Here is a 14,502-nt window from a genome sequence, read left to right as displayed (position 1 = left end):
GCACGGCCTGCCCGCTCCCACAGGGGCAGAGGTTTCTAAACCTTGAACCGCCCCACCAATGTCTGTAAATGCGTACCCAGGCGCGCCAGTTCAACGCTGGATGCTGCTGTCTCTTCGCTGGCGGCGGCGGTTTGCTCAGACACATCACGCACATTCAATACACTGCGGTTGATTTCCTCCGCCACCGCGCTCTGCTGCTCGGCGGCTGCGGCAATCTGCTGGTTCATGCCCTGAATCGTAGACACCGTGCGGGTAATATTGCCCAGTGATTCGCCTGCTCGACGGGTCAGCTCAACGCTGTTGTCAGTCAGGGCGCGGCTGCTGTCCATGCTGCTGGAAACCTGCTGGGTGCCGCTTTGCAGCCCGGCAATCAGCTCTTCGATCTCCTCCGTGGATTTTTGCGTGCGCTGCGCCAGGCTGCGTACCTCATCGGCCACCACGGCAAAGCCGCGACCGGCTTCACCCGCCCGTGCCGCTTCAATCGCCGCGTTGAGCGCCAGCAGGTTGGTTTGCTGGGCCACGGACTTGATCACGTCAAGCACACTGCCGATCTTGTCGCTTTCGCGCTTGAGATGGCCCATGGCGTCGGTGGAGTGGCCGACTTCGATGGCCAGCTTCTCGATCTGGGCCAGGGCCTGCGCGACCACTGTGTCGCCCTCACGCGCCTGCTGGTCGGCCGCGAGCGCAGCCTCGGAAGCTTCTTCGGCATTACGCGCCACTTCCTGCACGGTTGCCGCCATTTCGTGCATGGCGGTAGCGACCTGATCGGTCTCGACCTTCTGGTTGTTGACCCCGGCGCTGGTTTGCTCGGTGACCGCCGAGAGTTCTTCGGCGGCACTGGCGATTTGCGTTATGCCGTCGCTGATACCGCCAATCAACTCCCGCAGGCCGGCAGTCATGCGCTGTATGGCTTGCTGTAGCTGGCCCAGCTCGTCGCGGCGGTCGGTCGGGTGGTCGTGGGTCAGGTCGCCTGCTGCAATGCGCTCAACGGTTTTGAGGGTGCGTTGCAGCGGTATGACTATCTGGCGGGTAATAACCCAGGCAGCAATGATGCCCAGTACCAATGCCAGCAGTGTGCAGCCGATCAGCAGGTTGGTAGCCTGGCGGCTTTCGTTGTTGCGTTTGGTGGCCTGCAGGGTCGAGAGCTTCTGGCTTTGCTCGATCAGGACATTGCCCTGCTGGTGCATGCGTTCAACGGCTTGATCACTGGCCTGGGTGCCCTGGATAAGGTCGGCGAAGGCACGTTTGTACTCCGCCACGGCGTTGAGCTGCTGCTCAACCAGGGCCAGGTCGTCGGGAGAGGTCAGCTGTTTGCGCGACAACGCCAGTGCGTTGTCCAGTTCGCTCAGTTGGTTGGTAACGCCGGCAAGTGCGCTTTCCCCGGGCTGGCGTTCATATTCGAGGCGGGCAATACGCAGGTCTTTGGTCAGGCTGATGATTTTCGAAATGTTGGCCAGCTTGTCGCCCCGGTCGATCACCGAGACCAGGCCGTTCCAGCCCGTGCCGGCAATCAGCAGGGTCAGCACCAGCACCAGGCCGAAGCCCAGGCAGAGTTTGCGGTTGACGCTGATATTGCCCAGCAGTTGGGCCAGCTGACGGTACATGGTGATACTCCTTGGAGGGGTATCAGGTCATCGGCGTCGTGGCCCGGAACTGAAGGACAGTTGCCGTTAGTGTGACGAAAGTCGCACCGCTCCTGGTCAGACCTTGAAACGGGCCACCAGGGTTTGCAGCTGTGTGCCTAGCCGTGCGAGTTCAATGCTGGAGGCGGCGGTCTGCTTGCTGGCGGTGGCAGTTTGCTCTGACACGTCGCGCACATTCACCACACTGCGGTTGATCTCTTCGGCCACCGCGCTTTGTTGCTCGGCCGCGGCCGCAATCTGCTGATTCATACCTTGAATGGTCGATACGGTACGGGTAATGGTGCTCAAAGACTCACCCGCCCGCCGGGTCAACTCGACACTGCTGTCCGTCAGCAACCGGCTGCTGTCCATGCTGCTGGATACTTGTTGCGTACCGTTTTGCAGGCCCGTGATCAGCACTTCAATCTCTTCCGTGGACTTCTGCGTGCGCTGCGCCAGGCTGCGTACCTCGTCGGCCACCACGGCAAAACCACGACCTGCCTCTCCGGCACGGGCGGCTTCAATTGCGGCGTTGAGGGCCAGCAAGTTGGTTTGTTGCGAAACAGCCTTGATGACATCCAGTACGCTACCGATCTTGTCACTTTCGTGCTTCAGATGTGCCATTGCATCAGTGGATAGCTGCACTTCCGCCACCAGGCGGCCAATCTGCTCAACGGCCTGGGCCACCACGGTGTCACCCTCCTGAGCTTGCAGGTCGGCGGTGATCGCGGCTTTGGACGCTTCCTGGGCATTGCGCGCGACTTCATGCACGGTGGCGGCCATTTCATTCATGGCAGTGGCGACCTGATCGGTTTCGATGCGCTGGCTGTTGACCCCTGCGCTGGTTTGCCCGGTAACGGCAGACAGCTGCTCCGCTGCGCTGGCAATTTGGCTAACGCCTTCGCCGATCCCGCAGATCAGTTCGTGCAAGCCCCCGCGCATGACTTCAATGGCCTGCTGCAGCTGGCCGGGTTCGTCACGGCGGGTTGTCGGGCGGCTCTGGCTGAGGTCACCGGCTGCCACGGCCCGGACAATATTGAGCGTGTCGCGCAAGGGCGTAACGATCTGCCAGGTGATGATCCAGGCCGCGATAATGCCCAGCACCAGTGCCAATGATGCGCAGACCAGCAGCGCGGTTTTGGCGTGTCGGGTATCGATATCCCGTTGGTCAAGTTGTGACAGGGACAGTTTGTTGCTCAGGTCGACCAGTGCATCGCCCAGTACTTGCAGTTGTGATAATTGCTTGTCGCTATTCACTTGGGAATCGCGAAAGTCGATAAAGGCAGCGCGGTAGTTCTTCAGCGAAGCGATGGCCTGCTCGAATTGAGGGGCATAGGTAGCGGGCAGTCGCTTACTGAGGCTGGCCAGTTCTGCCAGCGCTTGATCGATGGCTTCCACGGCAGGCACCGCGGCATCGATGTCGCCGGTGTGGGTGTAGCCGCGCACCTCGAAGCGGGCCTGCAACAGCGACCGGTTGACCTGGTTGACGCTGTTGAACTCGGCCAGGTTTTCACTCTGGAGCACGTCCTTTTCGATCCCGGCAATCTGGCTGAGGGCGGCGACGGATGTTGCACCGAGCTTGGCCCTGCTGACTTCGCGTGCCCGGGTCGCCTCATCGATAGTGGCGAAGATGCTCTTGTACTGCTCGACGGCCCTGATTTCGTCCTTGCTCATGCTCAGGTCATTGGCCTGGACCATCAGCTTGTTGGCGGCGACCAGCTGGTTACCGATCTTGTTGAGCAGGTCATTGACCTCGCCCGGGCCGTTTTCACCGTTGTTCTTGTCGTAGGTGACGCGGGCAATGCGCAAATCCTTGATCAGGGCGATGACCTGGGAAATATTGGCCAGCTTGTCGCCCCGCTCAATCACGCTGGTCAGCCCCTTCCAGCCGGTGATGGTGATGAGCAGGGTCAGCAGCAACACAAGGCCGAAGCCCAGGCCGAGCTTACGATTGACACTGATATTGCCTAGTGTGGCAGTCAACCAATGGTTCATGGACGAGTTCCTTTTTTTGATCGATTGGCATCGATAACAGCCGTCCATGGCTTCTTGAGTGATATTGAAGTGCTACTGCATCGGCTCGAGCGAGCAAATCTTAAGGAGGAAAAGAGGCTACACAAATGTCAGGGGCTGCTGCGGGCCTGGAATGCGCCCGCAGCGCCCTGCAGAGCGGTCTAGAACAGGCGGGCGAGCAGCGCCGTGACGGCGGTTTCGACCCGCAGGATGCGTGCGCCCAGTTGCACTGGCTGCAAGCCCGCCTTGGCCAGCAAGTCGATCTCGTAGGGGATCCAGCCCCCCTCAGGGCCGATGGCCAGGGTTACGGCCTCATCCAGCCCGCGCGGGCAGGCCGGGTAATCCCCCGGGTGGCCCACCAGGCCCAGGGTGCCTTCCACCAGCGCCGGCAGGCGGTCTTCGACAAACGGCTTGAAGCGTTTTTCGATGATGACCTCGGGCAACACGCTGTCACGGGACTGCTCCAGCCCCAGGATCAACTGTTCGCGGATGGCTTCGGGCTCCAGAAACGGTGTCTGCCAGAAGCTTTTTTCAACCCGGTAGCTGTTGACCAGAATGATCTTGGGCACACCCATCGAGGCTACGGTTTGCAGCACCCGGCGCAGCATTTTCGGGCGCGGCAGCGCCAGCAGCAGGGTCAGTGGCAGTTTGGCGGGTGGCGGCAGGTCCAGGCTGTGGATAACCAGCTCAGCCTCTTTGGCCTCCAGACGCACCAGTTCGGCGCTGCCCATCAGCCCGCCAATGCGCCCCACGCGCAGGCTGTCGCCCACTGCAGCACGGTGAACTTCCTGCATATGCGTCAGGCGCCGGTCACGCAGGATCACGCGGTCGGCGGCAATGAAATCAGCCTCTTCGAGGAGCAGCAGGTTCACGCTTGTGGTGCTGGCGGTTGGGCGTCGTTATCGGCCGGTTGCTCGTCTGCGTCATCGCCACGCTTGTTTTTGCTGACCAGGCTGCCAAACAGGATGCCGATTTCAAACAGCATCCACATCGGGATCGCCAGCAAGGTTTGCGAGAAAATGTCGGGCGGGGTCAGGATCATGCCGACCACGAAGCAGCCGATAATCACGTAGGGGCGGATCTTGCGCAGGTATTGCACATCGACGATGCCGATCCACACCAGCAGCACTACGGCTACGGGGATTTCAAAGGCCACGCCAAAAGCAAAGAACAGGGTCATGACGAAATCAAGGTAGCTGCTGATATCGGTCATCATCGCAACCCCTTCCGGGGTGGCAGCGGCGAAGAACTTGAACACCAGCGGGAATACCAGGAAGTAGGCAAAGGCCATGCCGGCGTAAAACAGGAAAATGCTCGACACCAGCAGGGGCACGGCGATGCGTTTTTCATGCTTGTACAGGCCCGGTGCAATAAACCCCCAGATCTGATGCAGGATCACCGGAATGGCGATAAACAGCGAGACCATCATGGTCAGCTTGAGGGGGGTCAGGAACGGCGAGGCCACGTCGGTGGCGATCATCGTTGCACCCACCGGCAGGTATTCACGCAGCGGCGTGGAGACCAGGGTGTAGATCTGCTGGGTAAAGGCAAACAGCCCGGCAAAAATGATGAAAATCGCCGCGATGCAGCGCAACAGGCGGGTACGCAACTCGGTCAGGTGCGAAACCAGCGGCATTGGCTGGTCGTGTTCAGGCTTATCGCTCATGCGCTTAAGGGGCTCGCGGTGGCAGGGTGGGGTCGTGTGGCGCTGCCGGTTGCGGCGCAGGGGCGGACGCGGTTTTGCTCAGGGTCACGGGCGCAGCGCTCGCAGACTCTGGGTGTGCGACGGGAGCGGTACTGACAGGTGGCTCGGTGGGCGTTAACGGCTTCACAGCGTCCTGCAGCGGAGCCAGAATTTTCTTGGCTTCCTCTTCCATCGACAGGATATGTTCGTTGTGCAGCTGCCGACGTATTTCGTCCGCGCCGATTTCCCGTTCAACTTCCTGTTTGATCGCATTAAAGCTGCGTTTCAGGCGCCCGATCCACAGGCCCGCCGTGCGTGCAGCACCCGGCAAGCGCTCGGGGCCGAGCACCAGCAGGGCCACCAGGCCGACGAGCAGCAGTTCACTGAAGCTGATACCGAACATTAGTTTTGGCTCACACGTCTTTGCGGGTCGGCTCTTCGACTTTTTGCGCCTGCACGTCGATGGTGTGCGGCTCGTTCAGGGTCGAAGTGGTGTGCGGCTGCGGCGCGGCGGTTGGCTGCGCAGGTGGAACCACGGGCTCGGCAGGCTTTTCGTCGTCGTTCATGGCCTTGCGAAAGCCCTTGATCGATTCGCCGACATCCGTGCCCAGGTTTTTCAGTTTTTTGGTGCCGAAGACAAGGACTACGACTACCAGAATGACGATCCAGTGTTTCCAGTCAAAAATGCCCATGATCTGTTCCTTTGCAAATAAGGGTTAGGTGGACGGCCGCGAGGCTTTTTCCACATGGCCGGAGGTGCCGATACGACGTTCCAGTTCATCCAGTACGGCCTGAGGATGCTGCCCCAGCTGGGCCAGCATGATCATGCTATGGAACCACAGATCGGCTGTTTCGTAGATGACATCGCTGCAATCACCGCTGATGGCAGCGTCCTTGGCGGCGATGATGGTCTCGATCGACTCTTCGCCGACCTTTTCCAGAATCTTGTTCAGGCCCTTGTGGTACAGACTGGCCACATAGGAGCTGTCCGGGGTTGCGCCTTTGCGCGCTTCGAGCACTTGGGCTACGCGGCTCAGAGTGTCAGTCATGGGAGTGCCCTGCTTGGTAAATGGCGTGCGGATCTTTAAGTACCGGGTCGACGATCTTCCACTCGGCGTTTTCGTACACGCGGTAGAAGCAGCTCTGACGGCCGGTATGGCAGGCGATATCACCGATTTGTTCGACCATCAGGATGATCACGTCGGCGTCGCAGTCCAGGCGCATTTCATGCAGCTTTTGCACATGGCCGGACTCTTCGCCCTTGCGCCACAGCTTGCCACGGGAACGTGACCAGTAGATGGCACGGTTCTCGGTTGCCGTCAGGCTCAGTGCCTCGCGGTTCATCCAGGCCATCATCAGTACGCGCCCGGTTTTGTGGTCCTGGGCAATCGCCGGCACCAGGCCGTCGTTGTCCCATTTGATCTCGTCCAGCCAGTCTTTCATGTTCGACTCCGACAACCTGCCTCAGCCCTGTGGCTGAGGCCTGGTGAATTAACAGTTTGCCAGCCTCGACCGGGGCTGGCTATCGGCGCACGATCAGATACAAGCCCACGGCCAGCATTATGCCGGCAGGCCAATAGCCTGCAGTGTGTAGCGGGCCAATACTGGCCAGTAATGCGCCAGCGGCCAGATGCCCGGCGCCGATCAGGCGCAGGAACCAGCTGTCACGGGGTTCGCGCACGACCAATTGTTTGTTATGGGCATGGGGCTGCGACATGCGTTCGAGCAAGTCGCGGGTCATGCCGGCCAGATGCGGGATCTGCTCGACCTGGCTGTGCAGGTTGCGCAGCAGGGTCTTGGGGCTGACGCGCTCACGCATCCAGCGCTCAAGGAACGGCTGGGCGGTACTCCACAAATCCAGGTCGGGGTACAGCTGGCGGCCCAGGCCTTCGATATTGAGCAGGGTTTTTTGCAGCAGCACCAACTGTGGCTGGACTTCCATATTGAAGCGTCGCGCAGTTTGGAACAGGCGCATAAGCACCTGGCCAAAGGAAATCTCCTTCAGCGGCTTTTCGAAGATCGGCTCACAGACGGTGCGGATCGCCGCTTCAAACTCGTTGAGTTTGGTGTGCGCCGGTACCCAGCCTGAATCGATGTGCAACTGCGCCACGCGCCGGTAATCGCGCTTGAAAAAGGCGAACAGGTTGCGCGCCAGATAGTCCTGGTCCTCGGGGGTCAGGCTGCCGACAATGCCGCAGTCGATGGCGATGTATTGCGGGGCCCACGGGTTCACGGTGCTGACAAAAATGTTGCCGGGGTGCATGTCGGCGTGAAAGAAGCTGTCGCGGAACACCTGGGTGAAGAAAATCTCCACGCCACGCTCGGCCAGCATTTTCATGTCGGTGCGCTGATCGGCCAGGGCCGCAAGGTCGGTGACCTGGATCCCGTAGATGCGCTCCATCACCAACACTTTCGGGCGGCACCAGTCCCAGTAGACTTGCGGCACATACATCAGCGGCGAGCCTTCGAAGTTGCGCTTGAGCTGGCTGGCATTGGCTGCTTCACGCAACAGATCGAGTTCGTCGTAAATGGTTTTTTCGTAGTCACTGACCACATCCACCGGATGCAGCAGGCGGGCGTCTGCGCTCAAACGCTCGGCAGTGCGGGCGAGGATAAACAGCCAGGCCAGGTCGGAGCCGATGATCGGCTTGAGGCCCGGGCGTACAACCTTGACCACCACTTCTTCGCCGGTCTTGAGTTTGGCCGAGTGAACCTGGGCCACCGAGGCCGAGGCCAGTGGTTCGATATCAAAACGGCTGAACACTTCACTGATCCGGGCGCCGAGCTGTTCTTCGATCAGCTTGACTGCCAACTGCGGGTCAAACGGCGGTACGCGGTCTTGCAGCAGCATCAGCTCATCGGCGATATCGGCGGGCAGCAGGTCGCGGCGGGTCGAAAGGATCTGGCCGAACTTGATGAAAATCGGCCCCAGATCCTGCAATGCCAGACGCAGGGCGGCACCGCGGCTCAGCTCCAGTTTTTTGCGCGGGAACCAGCGCCACGGCAGTGCATAGCGCAGGGACAACATCCACCACGGCAAGGGCAGGGCGAACAGCAGGTCATCGAGCCGGTAGCGAATGACGACGCGCTGGATGCGGAACAAACGGCGTATGGCAAGCAGCTTCATGCGTTATCGCTGGAATTGAGGGATCGGCAAAGGCGCTCAAAGCGCGCTTCAAGGCGATCCAGGTCGAGTTTGAGTTGGTCCAGCTCGTCAAAGCGCGCTTGCGCCTCACGTTCTCCGACCAAAGTGCGGGCTTCTTCGCTCAGGTATTCGGCCAGGTTCTGGTTGATGCTGGCGAAACCTTGTTGATACCAGTTGGCGCGGCTGCGTACATGGCCACCGATCAATGCCGTTGCCACAGGCCCGATCCAGTTCGAAAGTTCATACTCCCAATCCAGTTCCAGGTCTTGCAGCACCGCCGCCAATTCCATCAACACAGCGCTGTCGCCTTCGAGTTCGACTTCAGGGCTGTGCAGGATGGCGCTCTTGTCCTTGCTCAGAGCAAGGCGCAACAGGCTGGAGGCAGGCGCGCGCAGGGTGCAGTCAGGCTCGGCTGCCCATTGGCTCGCCAGCATCAGGCCTTCTTCGCTGGGCAGAATAAACAGGTGCAGCGAGGGGCTGGCGCAATCGACGGCAATCAACTTGCCGGTCAAGGGGCGCAAACGCGCCAGGGCCGTGCTGTCCAGCCGCAATACGCGGTTGACGCCGTGTTCGACGCTGGCGAGAAGGCCGCGCAGCAACATCAGGGCTTGATGCCGCGATGCAGGGCGACGATACCTGAGGTCATGTTGTGATAGGTCACGCGGTCAAAACCGGCCTCGACCATCATCGACTTCAGGGTTTCCTGGTCCGGGTGCATGCGGATCGATTCTGCCAGGTAGCGATAGCTTTCCGGGTCGTTGAGGATCAGCTTGCCCACCATCGGCATGAAAGCGAACGAGTAGGTGTCGTAGACCTTGGACATCAGCGCGTTGGTCGGCTTGGAGAACTCCAGTACCAACAGGCGGCCGCCCGGCTTCAGCACGCGCAGCATGGAGCGCAGGGCGTCTTCCTTGTGGGTCACGTTGCGCAGGCCGAAAGCGATGGTCACGCAATCGAAATAGTTGTCCGGGAACGGCAGCTTTTCAGCGTCGGCCTGAACGAACTCGATATTGCCGGCTACGCCCTTGTCCAGCAGGCGGTCACGGCCGACTTTGAGCATGGACGCGTTGATATCAGCCAGCACGACCTGGCCGGTAGGGCCAACCAGATGGGAGAACTTGCGGGCCAGATCGCCGGTACCGCCAGCGATGTCCAGCACCTTGTTGCCCGGGCGTACACCGGACAGCTCGATGGTAAAACGCTTCCACAGACGGTGCATGCCGCCTGACAGAACGTCGTTCATCAGGTCATATTTGCCGGCTACAGAGTGGAAAACCTCGGCGACTTTCTCGGCCTTCTGGCTTTCCGGTACGTTTTTGAAGCCGAAGTGAGTGGTGGGTTCGGCATCGCTGCCTTTGCGCTGATCAGTCATATCGCTGTCACCAAAAGAGAATGCTGGCCATTCTAATCCCGGTGGCCGGCTTTGTCTTGGCGAGGGTGAATGTATAGTGGCGGCTTTATTTATCAGGAGCCACGCCATGGCGCGTATCAGCGTTGAACGTACCCACAGTCTGGGCCTTGAGGCCGCACGTGAGAAAGCCCGTCCTTTGGTCGAGAAACTGGCCAGCCAGTATGGCCTGACCCCTACCTGGGCGGGCGACACGGTAAAACTGAAGCGCTCGGGAGTGAATGGCACCCTGCTAATCAGCGACAACAACGTCAAGGTCGATGTGGAACTGGGCCTGTTGATGTCGGCGATGAGCGGCATGATCCAGTCGGAAATCGAACGCTCGCTGGATAAGGCGCTGGCGTAGTCGTGTTGCCGGTCTAATAGCGGCCGCGCCCTTGATACAAGGCGGTTTAACGTCTAAACCTGATGCAGGTGAGCACCTTTGTTCATCTTGATGATTCGACGATCCTGCTCACCGGCGTCGCGACATGACATTAAGGGGAACACGATGGCTGCGAAAAAACCGACTGCTAAAGACAGCAACACCTGGGTAGGCAAGGTGGAAGAGTACTCACGAAAAATCTGGCTCGCAGGTTTGGGTGTGTACTCGAAAATTGATACCGATGGCAGCAAGCTCTTCGACACCCTGGTCAAGGATGGCGAAAAGGCCGAAAAACTGGCCAAGGATGCCGGGCACAAAGTGGCCGAGGGCGTTAAATCGTCGACATCGTCTGCGCGTTCCAGGGTTGAAGATGTCAAGGATCTGGCCCTGGAAAAGTGGGGCGAGTTCGAAGAAGCTTTCGACAAGCGCCTTAATAGCGCCATTACCCGCTTGGGTGTCCCCAGCCGTGATGAGGTCAAGGCGTTGCATGCCAAGGTCGAGACCCTGACCAAGCATATCGAGAAGCTGACTGCGGCGGCTGCCAAAGTTGCGGCCAGCAAGGCGCCGGTTGCGAGCAAGGCGGCACCGGCCAAGGCTGCGGCAAAACCTGCGGTTGCCAAAGCGGCTGCCAAGCCTGCGGCCAAACCTGCAGCCAAGCCCGCTGCTGTTAAAGCTCCTGCGGCCGCGAGCAAGCCAGCAGCCGCCAAACCGGCCGCCAAAAAACCTGCGGCCAAGAAACCAGTAGCGCCTAAAGCGCCAGCGGTTGATGCCAAGGGAACGACTTCCACTTTGTAGCCGCTGACGAGCCGCGCGAGGCTGCGCCCGGCGGCGAAGCCGTCGTAAATCCGGTAAACGCAGTGCATCTGAATAACCGGAGTGGATGGTTCTACGACGGCTTCGCCGCCGGGCGCAGCCTCGCTACGCGCGCCTCAGCGGCTACAAAAAAGCTGCAGCCGGCTCAGAGCATCAATTTGACCACCGACACCGAAGGGTCGCGGGACTTGCCGGCTTTTTTCAGTTCCTGCAAGTAATCCGCCCACAGCTCTTGCTGGCGCACGCCGAGCTGGTAGAGGTAGTCCCAGGTAAACAGCCCGCTGTCGTGACCGTCATCGAAGGTCAGTTTCAACGCGTACTGGCCTGCGGGTTCGATCTTGCTCAAGCCGACATTGATCTTGCCAAATTGCAGAATCGGATTGCCGTGGCCCTGAACCTCGGCAGACGGCGAGTGCACGCGCAGAAACTCGGCCGGCAGGTGGTGCTCTTCGCCGGACGGGTATTTGAGGGTGAGGGTCTTAGAAGCTTTGTGCAGGTTGATGGCACTGGGGATCATGGTCATAACCTTAGGTCATTGCACAAGCGCTGTAGCCGCTGAGAGCGGCTACAGGTGCAAAGGGCTTACAAGATGTAGCGCGAGAGGTCTTCGTTCTCGGCCAGTTCGCCCAGGTGGCTGTTGACGTATTCGGCGTCGATGCGGATAGGCTCATCATTCTGCGCACTGGCGATATCACCGGCGCTGAAGGACACCTCTTCGAGCAAACGTTCAAGCAGCGTGTGCAGGCGGCGGGCACCGATATTCTCGGTTTTCTCGTTCACCTGCCAGGCAATTTCGGCCAGGCGCTTGATGCCTTCAGGCATGAACTCGATGTTCAGGCCTTCGGTTTTCAGCAGCTCGCGGTATTGCTCGGTCAACGAAGCGTGCGGCTCGCTGAGGATGCGTTCGAAATCCTGTGGCGACAGCGCCTTGAGTTCAACGCGGATCGGCAGACGGCCTTGCAGCTCGGGCACCAGGTCGCTTGGCTTGCTCAGGTGGAACGCACCGGAAGCGATAAACAGGATGTGGTCGGTCTTGACCATGCCCAGTTTGGTATTGACGGTGCAACCTTCGATCAGCGGCAGCAGGTCGCGCTGCACACCTTCGCGGGACACATCGGCGCCACCGACATTACCGCGCTTGGCCACTTTGTCGATTTCATCGATAAACACGATACCGTGCTGTTCGACCGCTTCCAGGGCCTTGGCCTTGAGTTCTTCGTCATTAACCAGGCGACCGGCTTCTTCGTCACGCACCATTTTCAGGGCTTCTTTGACTTTCAGCTTGCGGCTCTTGCGCTTGCCTTTGCCCATGTTGGCAAACAGGTTTTGCAACTGGTTGGTCATTTCTTCCATGCCAGGCGGCGCGGAGATGTCCACACCAACAGCATCGGCGACTTCGATTTCGATTTCCTTGTCGTCCAGCTGGCCTTCACGCAGACGCTTGCGGAACAGCTGGCGAGTGTTGGAATCCTGCGGTACGGCGGCTTCTTCGCCGAATGTGCGGGCAGGAGGCAGCAGGGCGTCGAGGATGCGCTCTTCGGCGGCGTCTTCGGCACGGTGGCGAACCTTTACGATTTCCTGTTCGCGCAGCAGCTTGATTGCAGCATCAGCCAGATCACGGATGATCGACTCGACGTCGCGGCCTACATAGCCAACTTCGGTGAACTTGGTCGCTTCAACCTTGATGAACGGTGCGTTGGCCAATTTGGCCAGACGACGGGCGATCTCGGTTTTACCGACGCCGGTAGGGCCGATCATCAAGATGTTTTTTGGTGTGACTTCAACGCGCAGTTCTTCCGGCAGTTGCATCCGGCGCCAGCGGTTACGCAGCGCGATGGCAACGGCGCGCTTGGCGTCGTCCTGGCCGATGATGTGGCGATTGAGTTCGTGGACAATTTCGCGGGGAGTCATGGACATAATAATTGGCGTTCCTCTAGCAGAATCAAGGTTCACAAACGGGCCGTTGAAGCGGCCCGGCAGGTGACTTATTCAGCGAGGTCCTGCTCCTCAATAGTGATGTTGTGGTTGGTGAATACGCAGATATCGCCAGCAATACCGAGTGCTGTTTCAGCGATTTCGCGGGCCGACAGTTCGGTCTTCATCAGCAGGGCACGGGCCGCTGCCTGGGCGAATGCACCGCCCGAACCCATTGCGATCAAGCCGTCTTCAGGCTCAACCACGTCACCGTTACCGGTGATGATCAAGGATGCGTCCTTGTTGGCTACGGCCAGCATGGCTTCCAGGCGGCTCAGCGAGCGGTCGGTACGCCATTCTTTGGCCAACTCGACAGCGGCGCGAACCAGATGGCCCTGGTGCTTTTCAAGCTGGCCTTCAAAGCGTTCGAACAGGGTGAATGCATCAGCGGTGGCACCGGCGAAACCGGCGATGACCTGGCCGTGATAGAGGCGACGGACTTTTTTCGCGTTGCCTTTCATCACGGTATTGCCAAGAGAAACCTGGCCGTCGCCAGCCATGACGACTTTGCCGTGGCGGCGTACTGAAACGATGGTGGTCAAGGGAGAGTCTCCACGCAGCGGGGCGAAAATGCCTGATGGAAATACATATGGGGGTTGTCGCGGATTTTTCAACAGCGGGGAGGGAATGGGGATGAACGGGGAGGCAGGATTTGGCGAAGATGTTGTGGGAGCGGGCTTGCTCGAAATGCAGACGACCCGAAGTGTCAGGCTGATCGCGGTGATGCCATCGCGAGCAAGCCCGCTCCCACAGGGTGTAGCGTAATCCCGTGGGAGCGGCTGCTGTCAGCGGCGCTGTTGCAACAACAGGTTGTTGAAACCGCCGCCCGCCAATTGCTTTTGGGCCACCGTCAACTGGTCGCGATTGCTGAACGGGCCAACCAGCACCCGGTACCAGGTTTCGTCTTTCACCGTGCCGGCTTCAACCGTAGCGGTCTGGCCCAGCAGGATGATTTGCGCGCGTACTTTTTCGGCATCGGCCTGTTTGCGGAACGAGCCCGCTTGCAGGAAGAACTTGGTAACCGGTGCCGCCTTGACGACAGGTGGCGCTGGAGGCGGAGTGATTCCGCTCAAGGCTGCCTGGGCGCGGGCGGTGTCGATTTTGGCTGCTTCAGCCGGTGTTACCGGTGCCAGCGGCGCGGTTTGTGGTGTAGGCAGGGTCTTCTCGGGCACGGCTTCTGGCGGCACGAGCACTTCAGACTCGGGCAGCAAGGTATAGAAGTCGTACTTGGGCTTGGCCGGCTGAGTCGGGCTCGGCGCGGTCTTGTTGGCTTCGGCCACTTTCGTGGCTTTCTGCTGCTCCTGCTTGACCCGTTTGACGTCATCACCCTGGCCGGGTTCGAGCTTCATCAGAAACACGATAAAGGCGCCCACGGTCAGGCCGATGGCCATCCATAGCCAGCCCGGGATCGGCTTTTTGGCGGGCGCCTGATACCGGCTGGCACCACGCTTGGGTACTGGTTTCTTCTTGGCGGCCAAC

At 59.9% G+C, this 14,502-nt stretch carries 17 protein-coding genes; 2 read left to right on the top strand and 15 right to left on the bottom strand.

The genetic code is table 11. The features are described 5' to 3' along the window. Positions 1-35 precede the first annotated feature (35 nt). The 11 genes from HBN79_RS01485 to ubiE all read right to left on the bottom strand — a co-directional run bounded on the left by HBN79_RS01485 (position 36) and on the right by ubiE (position 9,836). Entirely contained in the window at positions 36-1,604 is a 1,569-nt protein-coding gene (locus tag HBN79_RS01485) for a methyl-accepting chemotaxis protein (protein ID WP_095000827.1), read from the bottom strand. Between the two features lie 96 nt (positions 1,605-1,700). Further along, positions 1,701-3,617 (bottom strand): methyl-accepting chemotaxis protein, encoded by a 1,917-nt coding sequence (locus HBN79_RS01480; RefSeq protein ID WP_095000828.1) that lies wholly within the window; start codon positions 3,615-3,617, stop codon positions 1,701-1,703. A gap of 179 nt (positions 3,618-3,796) precedes the next feature. Further along, positions 3,797-4,507 (bottom strand): 16S rRNA (uracil(1498)-N(3))-methyltransferase, encoded by a 711-nt coding sequence (locus tag HBN79_RS01475; RefSeq protein ID WP_095000829.1) that lies wholly within the window; start codon positions 4,505-4,507, stop codon positions 3,797-3,799. After that, the gene (tatC, locus tag HBN79_RS01470) at positions 4,504-5,301 is read right to left on the bottom strand and encodes a twin-arginine translocase subunit TatC (protein ID WP_095000830.1); all 798 of its coding nucleotides are present in this window, start codon (positions 5,299-5,301) and stop codon (positions 4,504-4,506) included. The genes HBN79_RS01475 and tatC overlap by 4 nt, the downstream gene beginning before the upstream one ends. A gap of 4 nt (positions 5,302-5,305) precedes the next feature. Continuing rightward, positions 5,306-5,722: a Sec-independent protein translocase protein TatB gene (gene tatB / locus HBN79_RS01465; RefSeq protein ID WP_095000831.1), complete on the bottom strand. Its 417-nt coding sequence runs from the start codon at positions 5,720-5,722 to the stop codon at positions 5,306-5,308. Between the two features lie 10 nt (positions 5,723-5,732). Continuing rightward, entirely contained in the window at positions 5,733-6,011 is a 279-nt protein-coding gene (locus tag HBN79_RS01460) for a twin-arginine translocase TatA/TatE family subunit (RefSeq protein ID WP_019825245.1), read from the bottom strand. Positions 6,012-6,035: 24 nt separating this feature from the next. Next, complete coding sequence (locus tag HBN79_RS01455; protein WP_095000832.1) at positions 6,036-6,368, bottom strand: phosphoribosyl-ATP diphosphatase; 333 nt, start codon at positions 6,366-6,368, stop codon at positions 6,036-6,038. After that, complete coding sequence (gene hisI, locus HBN79_RS01450; protein ID WP_095000833.1) at positions 6,361-6,762, bottom strand: phosphoribosyl-AMP cyclohydrolase; 402 nt, start codon at positions 6,760-6,762, stop codon at positions 6,361-6,363. The genes HBN79_RS01455 and hisI overlap by 8 nt, the downstream gene beginning before the upstream one ends. Positions 6,763-6,841: 79 nt before the next feature. Beyond that, complete coding sequence (ubiB, locus tag HBN79_RS01445) at positions 6,842-8,446, bottom strand: ubiquinone biosynthesis regulatory protein kinase UbiB (protein ID WP_095000834.1); 1,605 nt, start codon at positions 8,444-8,446, stop codon at positions 6,842-6,844. After that, positions 8,443-9,066, bottom strand: coding sequence for an SCP2 domain-containing protein (locus HBN79_RS01440; protein WP_095000835.1), 624 nt, complete (start codon positions 9,064-9,066; stop codon positions 8,443-8,445). Before HBN79_RS01440 ends, ubiB begins: the two co-directional genes overlap by 4 nt. Then, positions 9,066-9,836 carry a bifunctional demethylmenaquinone methyltransferase/2-methoxy-6-polyprenyl-1,4-benzoquinol methylase UbiE gene (gene ubiE / locus HBN79_RS01435; RefSeq protein WP_095000836.1) on the bottom strand — a complete coding sequence of 257 codons (771 nt, stop codon included), beginning with the start codon at positions 9,834-9,836 and terminating at the stop codon, positions 9,066-9,068. The genes HBN79_RS01440 and ubiE overlap by 1 nt, the downstream gene beginning before the upstream one ends. Before the next feature lie 106 nt (positions 9,837-9,942). Here ubiE and HBN79_RS01430 point away from each other — a divergent pair, with 106 nt between their 5' ends. Together HBN79_RS01430 and HBN79_RS01425 are read left to right on the top strand one after the other, a co-directional pair. Continuing rightward, a complete protein-coding gene (locus tag HBN79_RS01430) occupies positions 9,943-10,218 on the top strand; it encodes a polyhydroxyalkanoic acid system family protein (protein WP_095000837.1) in 276 nt (91 codons plus the stop codon). 144 nt (positions 10,219-10,362) lie between these two features. After that, positions 10,363-11,031, top strand: a complete 669-nt coding sequence (locus HBN79_RS01425; protein ID WP_095000838.1) for a phasin family protein — start codon at positions 10,363-10,365, stop codon at positions 11,029-11,031. 163 nt (positions 11,032-11,194) lie between these two features. On the opposite strand, the gene HBN79_RS01420 is transcribed toward HBN79_RS01425, so the two are convergent. The 4 genes from HBN79_RS01420 to HBN79_RS01405 form a co-directional block, all read right to left on the bottom strand. Beyond that, entirely contained in the window at positions 11,195-11,566 is a 372-nt protein-coding gene (locus HBN79_RS01420; protein ID WP_169916155.1) for a DUF971 domain-containing protein, read from the bottom strand. 65 nt (positions 11,567-11,631) lie between these two features. Beyond that, a complete protein-coding gene (hslU, locus tag HBN79_RS01415; protein ID WP_169916154.1) occupies positions 11,632-12,966 on the bottom strand; it encodes an ATP-dependent protease ATPase subunit HslU in 1,335 nt (444 codons plus the stop codon). A 68-nt stretch (positions 12,967-13,034) separates the two neighbouring features. Next, positions 13,035-13,565: an ATP-dependent protease subunit HslV gene (gene hslV, locus HBN79_RS01410; protein ID WP_016783176.1), complete on the bottom strand. Its 531-nt coding sequence runs from the start codon at positions 13,563-13,565 to the stop codon at positions 13,035-13,037. Between the two features lie 243 nt (positions 13,566-13,808). Beyond that, positions 13,809-14,501: an SPOR domain-containing protein gene (locus HBN79_RS01405; protein ID WP_095000840.1), complete on the bottom strand. Its 693-nt coding sequence runs from the start codon at positions 14,499-14,501 to the stop codon at positions 13,809-13,811. Position 14,502: the final 1 nt, after the last annotated feature.

It is taken from the genome of Pseudomonas sp. WS 5051 (assembly GCF_012985715.1).
Lineage (GTDB): Bacteria > Pseudomonadota > Gammaproteobacteria > Pseudomonadales > Pseudomonadaceae > Aquipseudomonas > Aquipseudomonas bubulae.
This window is presented reverse-complemented; position numbering and strand designations above follow the sequence as displayed.

What these genes read in the sequence shown, in the direction of transcription:
- tatC (WP_095000830.1), bottom strand. Translation starts at nt 5,301, where the DNA reads ATGAGCGATAAGCCTGAACACGACCAGCCAATGCCGCTGGTTTCGCAC.
- tatB (WP_095000831.1), bottom strand. Translation starts at nt 5,722, where the DNA reads ATGTTCGGTATCAGCTTCAGTGAACTGCTGCTCGTCGGCCTGGTGGCC.
- HBN79_RS01440 (WP_095000835.1), bottom strand. Translation starts at nt 9,066, where the DNA reads ATGTTGCTGCGCGGCCTTCTCGCCAGCGTCGAACACGGCGTCAACCGC.
- HBN79_RS01425 (WP_095000838.1), top strand. Translation starts at nt 10,363, where the DNA reads ATGGCTGCGAAAAAACCGACTGCTAAAGACAGCAACACCTGGGTAGGC.
- HBN79_RS01420 (WP_169916155.1), bottom strand. Translation starts at nt 11,566, where the DNA reads ATGATCCCCAGTGCCATCAACCTGCACAAAGCTTCTAAGACCCTCACC.
- hslU (WP_169916154.1), bottom strand. Translation starts at nt 12,966, where the DNA reads ATGTCCATGACTCCCCGCGAAATTGTCCACGAACTCAATCGCCACATC.
- ubiE (WP_095000836.1), bottom strand. Translation starts at nt 9,836, where the DNA reads ATGACTGATCAGCGCAAAGGCAGCGATGCCGAACCCACCACTCACTTC.
- HBN79_RS01460 (WP_019825245.1), bottom strand. Translation starts at nt 6,011, where the DNA reads ATGGGCATTTTTGACTGGAAACACTGGATCGTCATTCTGGTAGTCGTA.
- HBN79_RS01480 (WP_095000828.1), bottom strand. Translation starts at nt 3,617, where the DNA reads ATGAACCATTGGTTGACTGCCACACTAGGCAATATCAGTGTCAATCGT.
- HBN79_RS01485 (WP_095000827.1), bottom strand. Translation starts at nt 1,604, where the DNA reads ATGTACCGTCAGCTGGCCCAACTGCTGGGCAATATCAGCGTCAACCGC.
- ubiB (WP_095000834.1), bottom strand. Translation starts at nt 8,446, where the DNA reads ATGAAGCTGCTTGCCATACGCCGTTTGTTCCGCATCCAGCGCGTCGTC.
- hisI (WP_095000833.1), bottom strand. Translation starts at nt 6,762, where the DNA reads ATGAAAGACTGGCTGGACGAGATCAAATGGGACAACGACGGCCTGGTG.
- HBN79_RS01430 (WP_095000837.1), top strand. Translation starts at nt 9,943, where the DNA reads ATGGCGCGTATCAGCGTTGAACGTACCCACAGTCTGGGCCTTGAGGCC.
- HBN79_RS01455 (WP_095000832.1), bottom strand. Translation starts at nt 6,368, where the DNA reads ATGACTGACACTCTGAGCCGCGTAGCCCAAGTGCTCGAAGCGCGCAAA.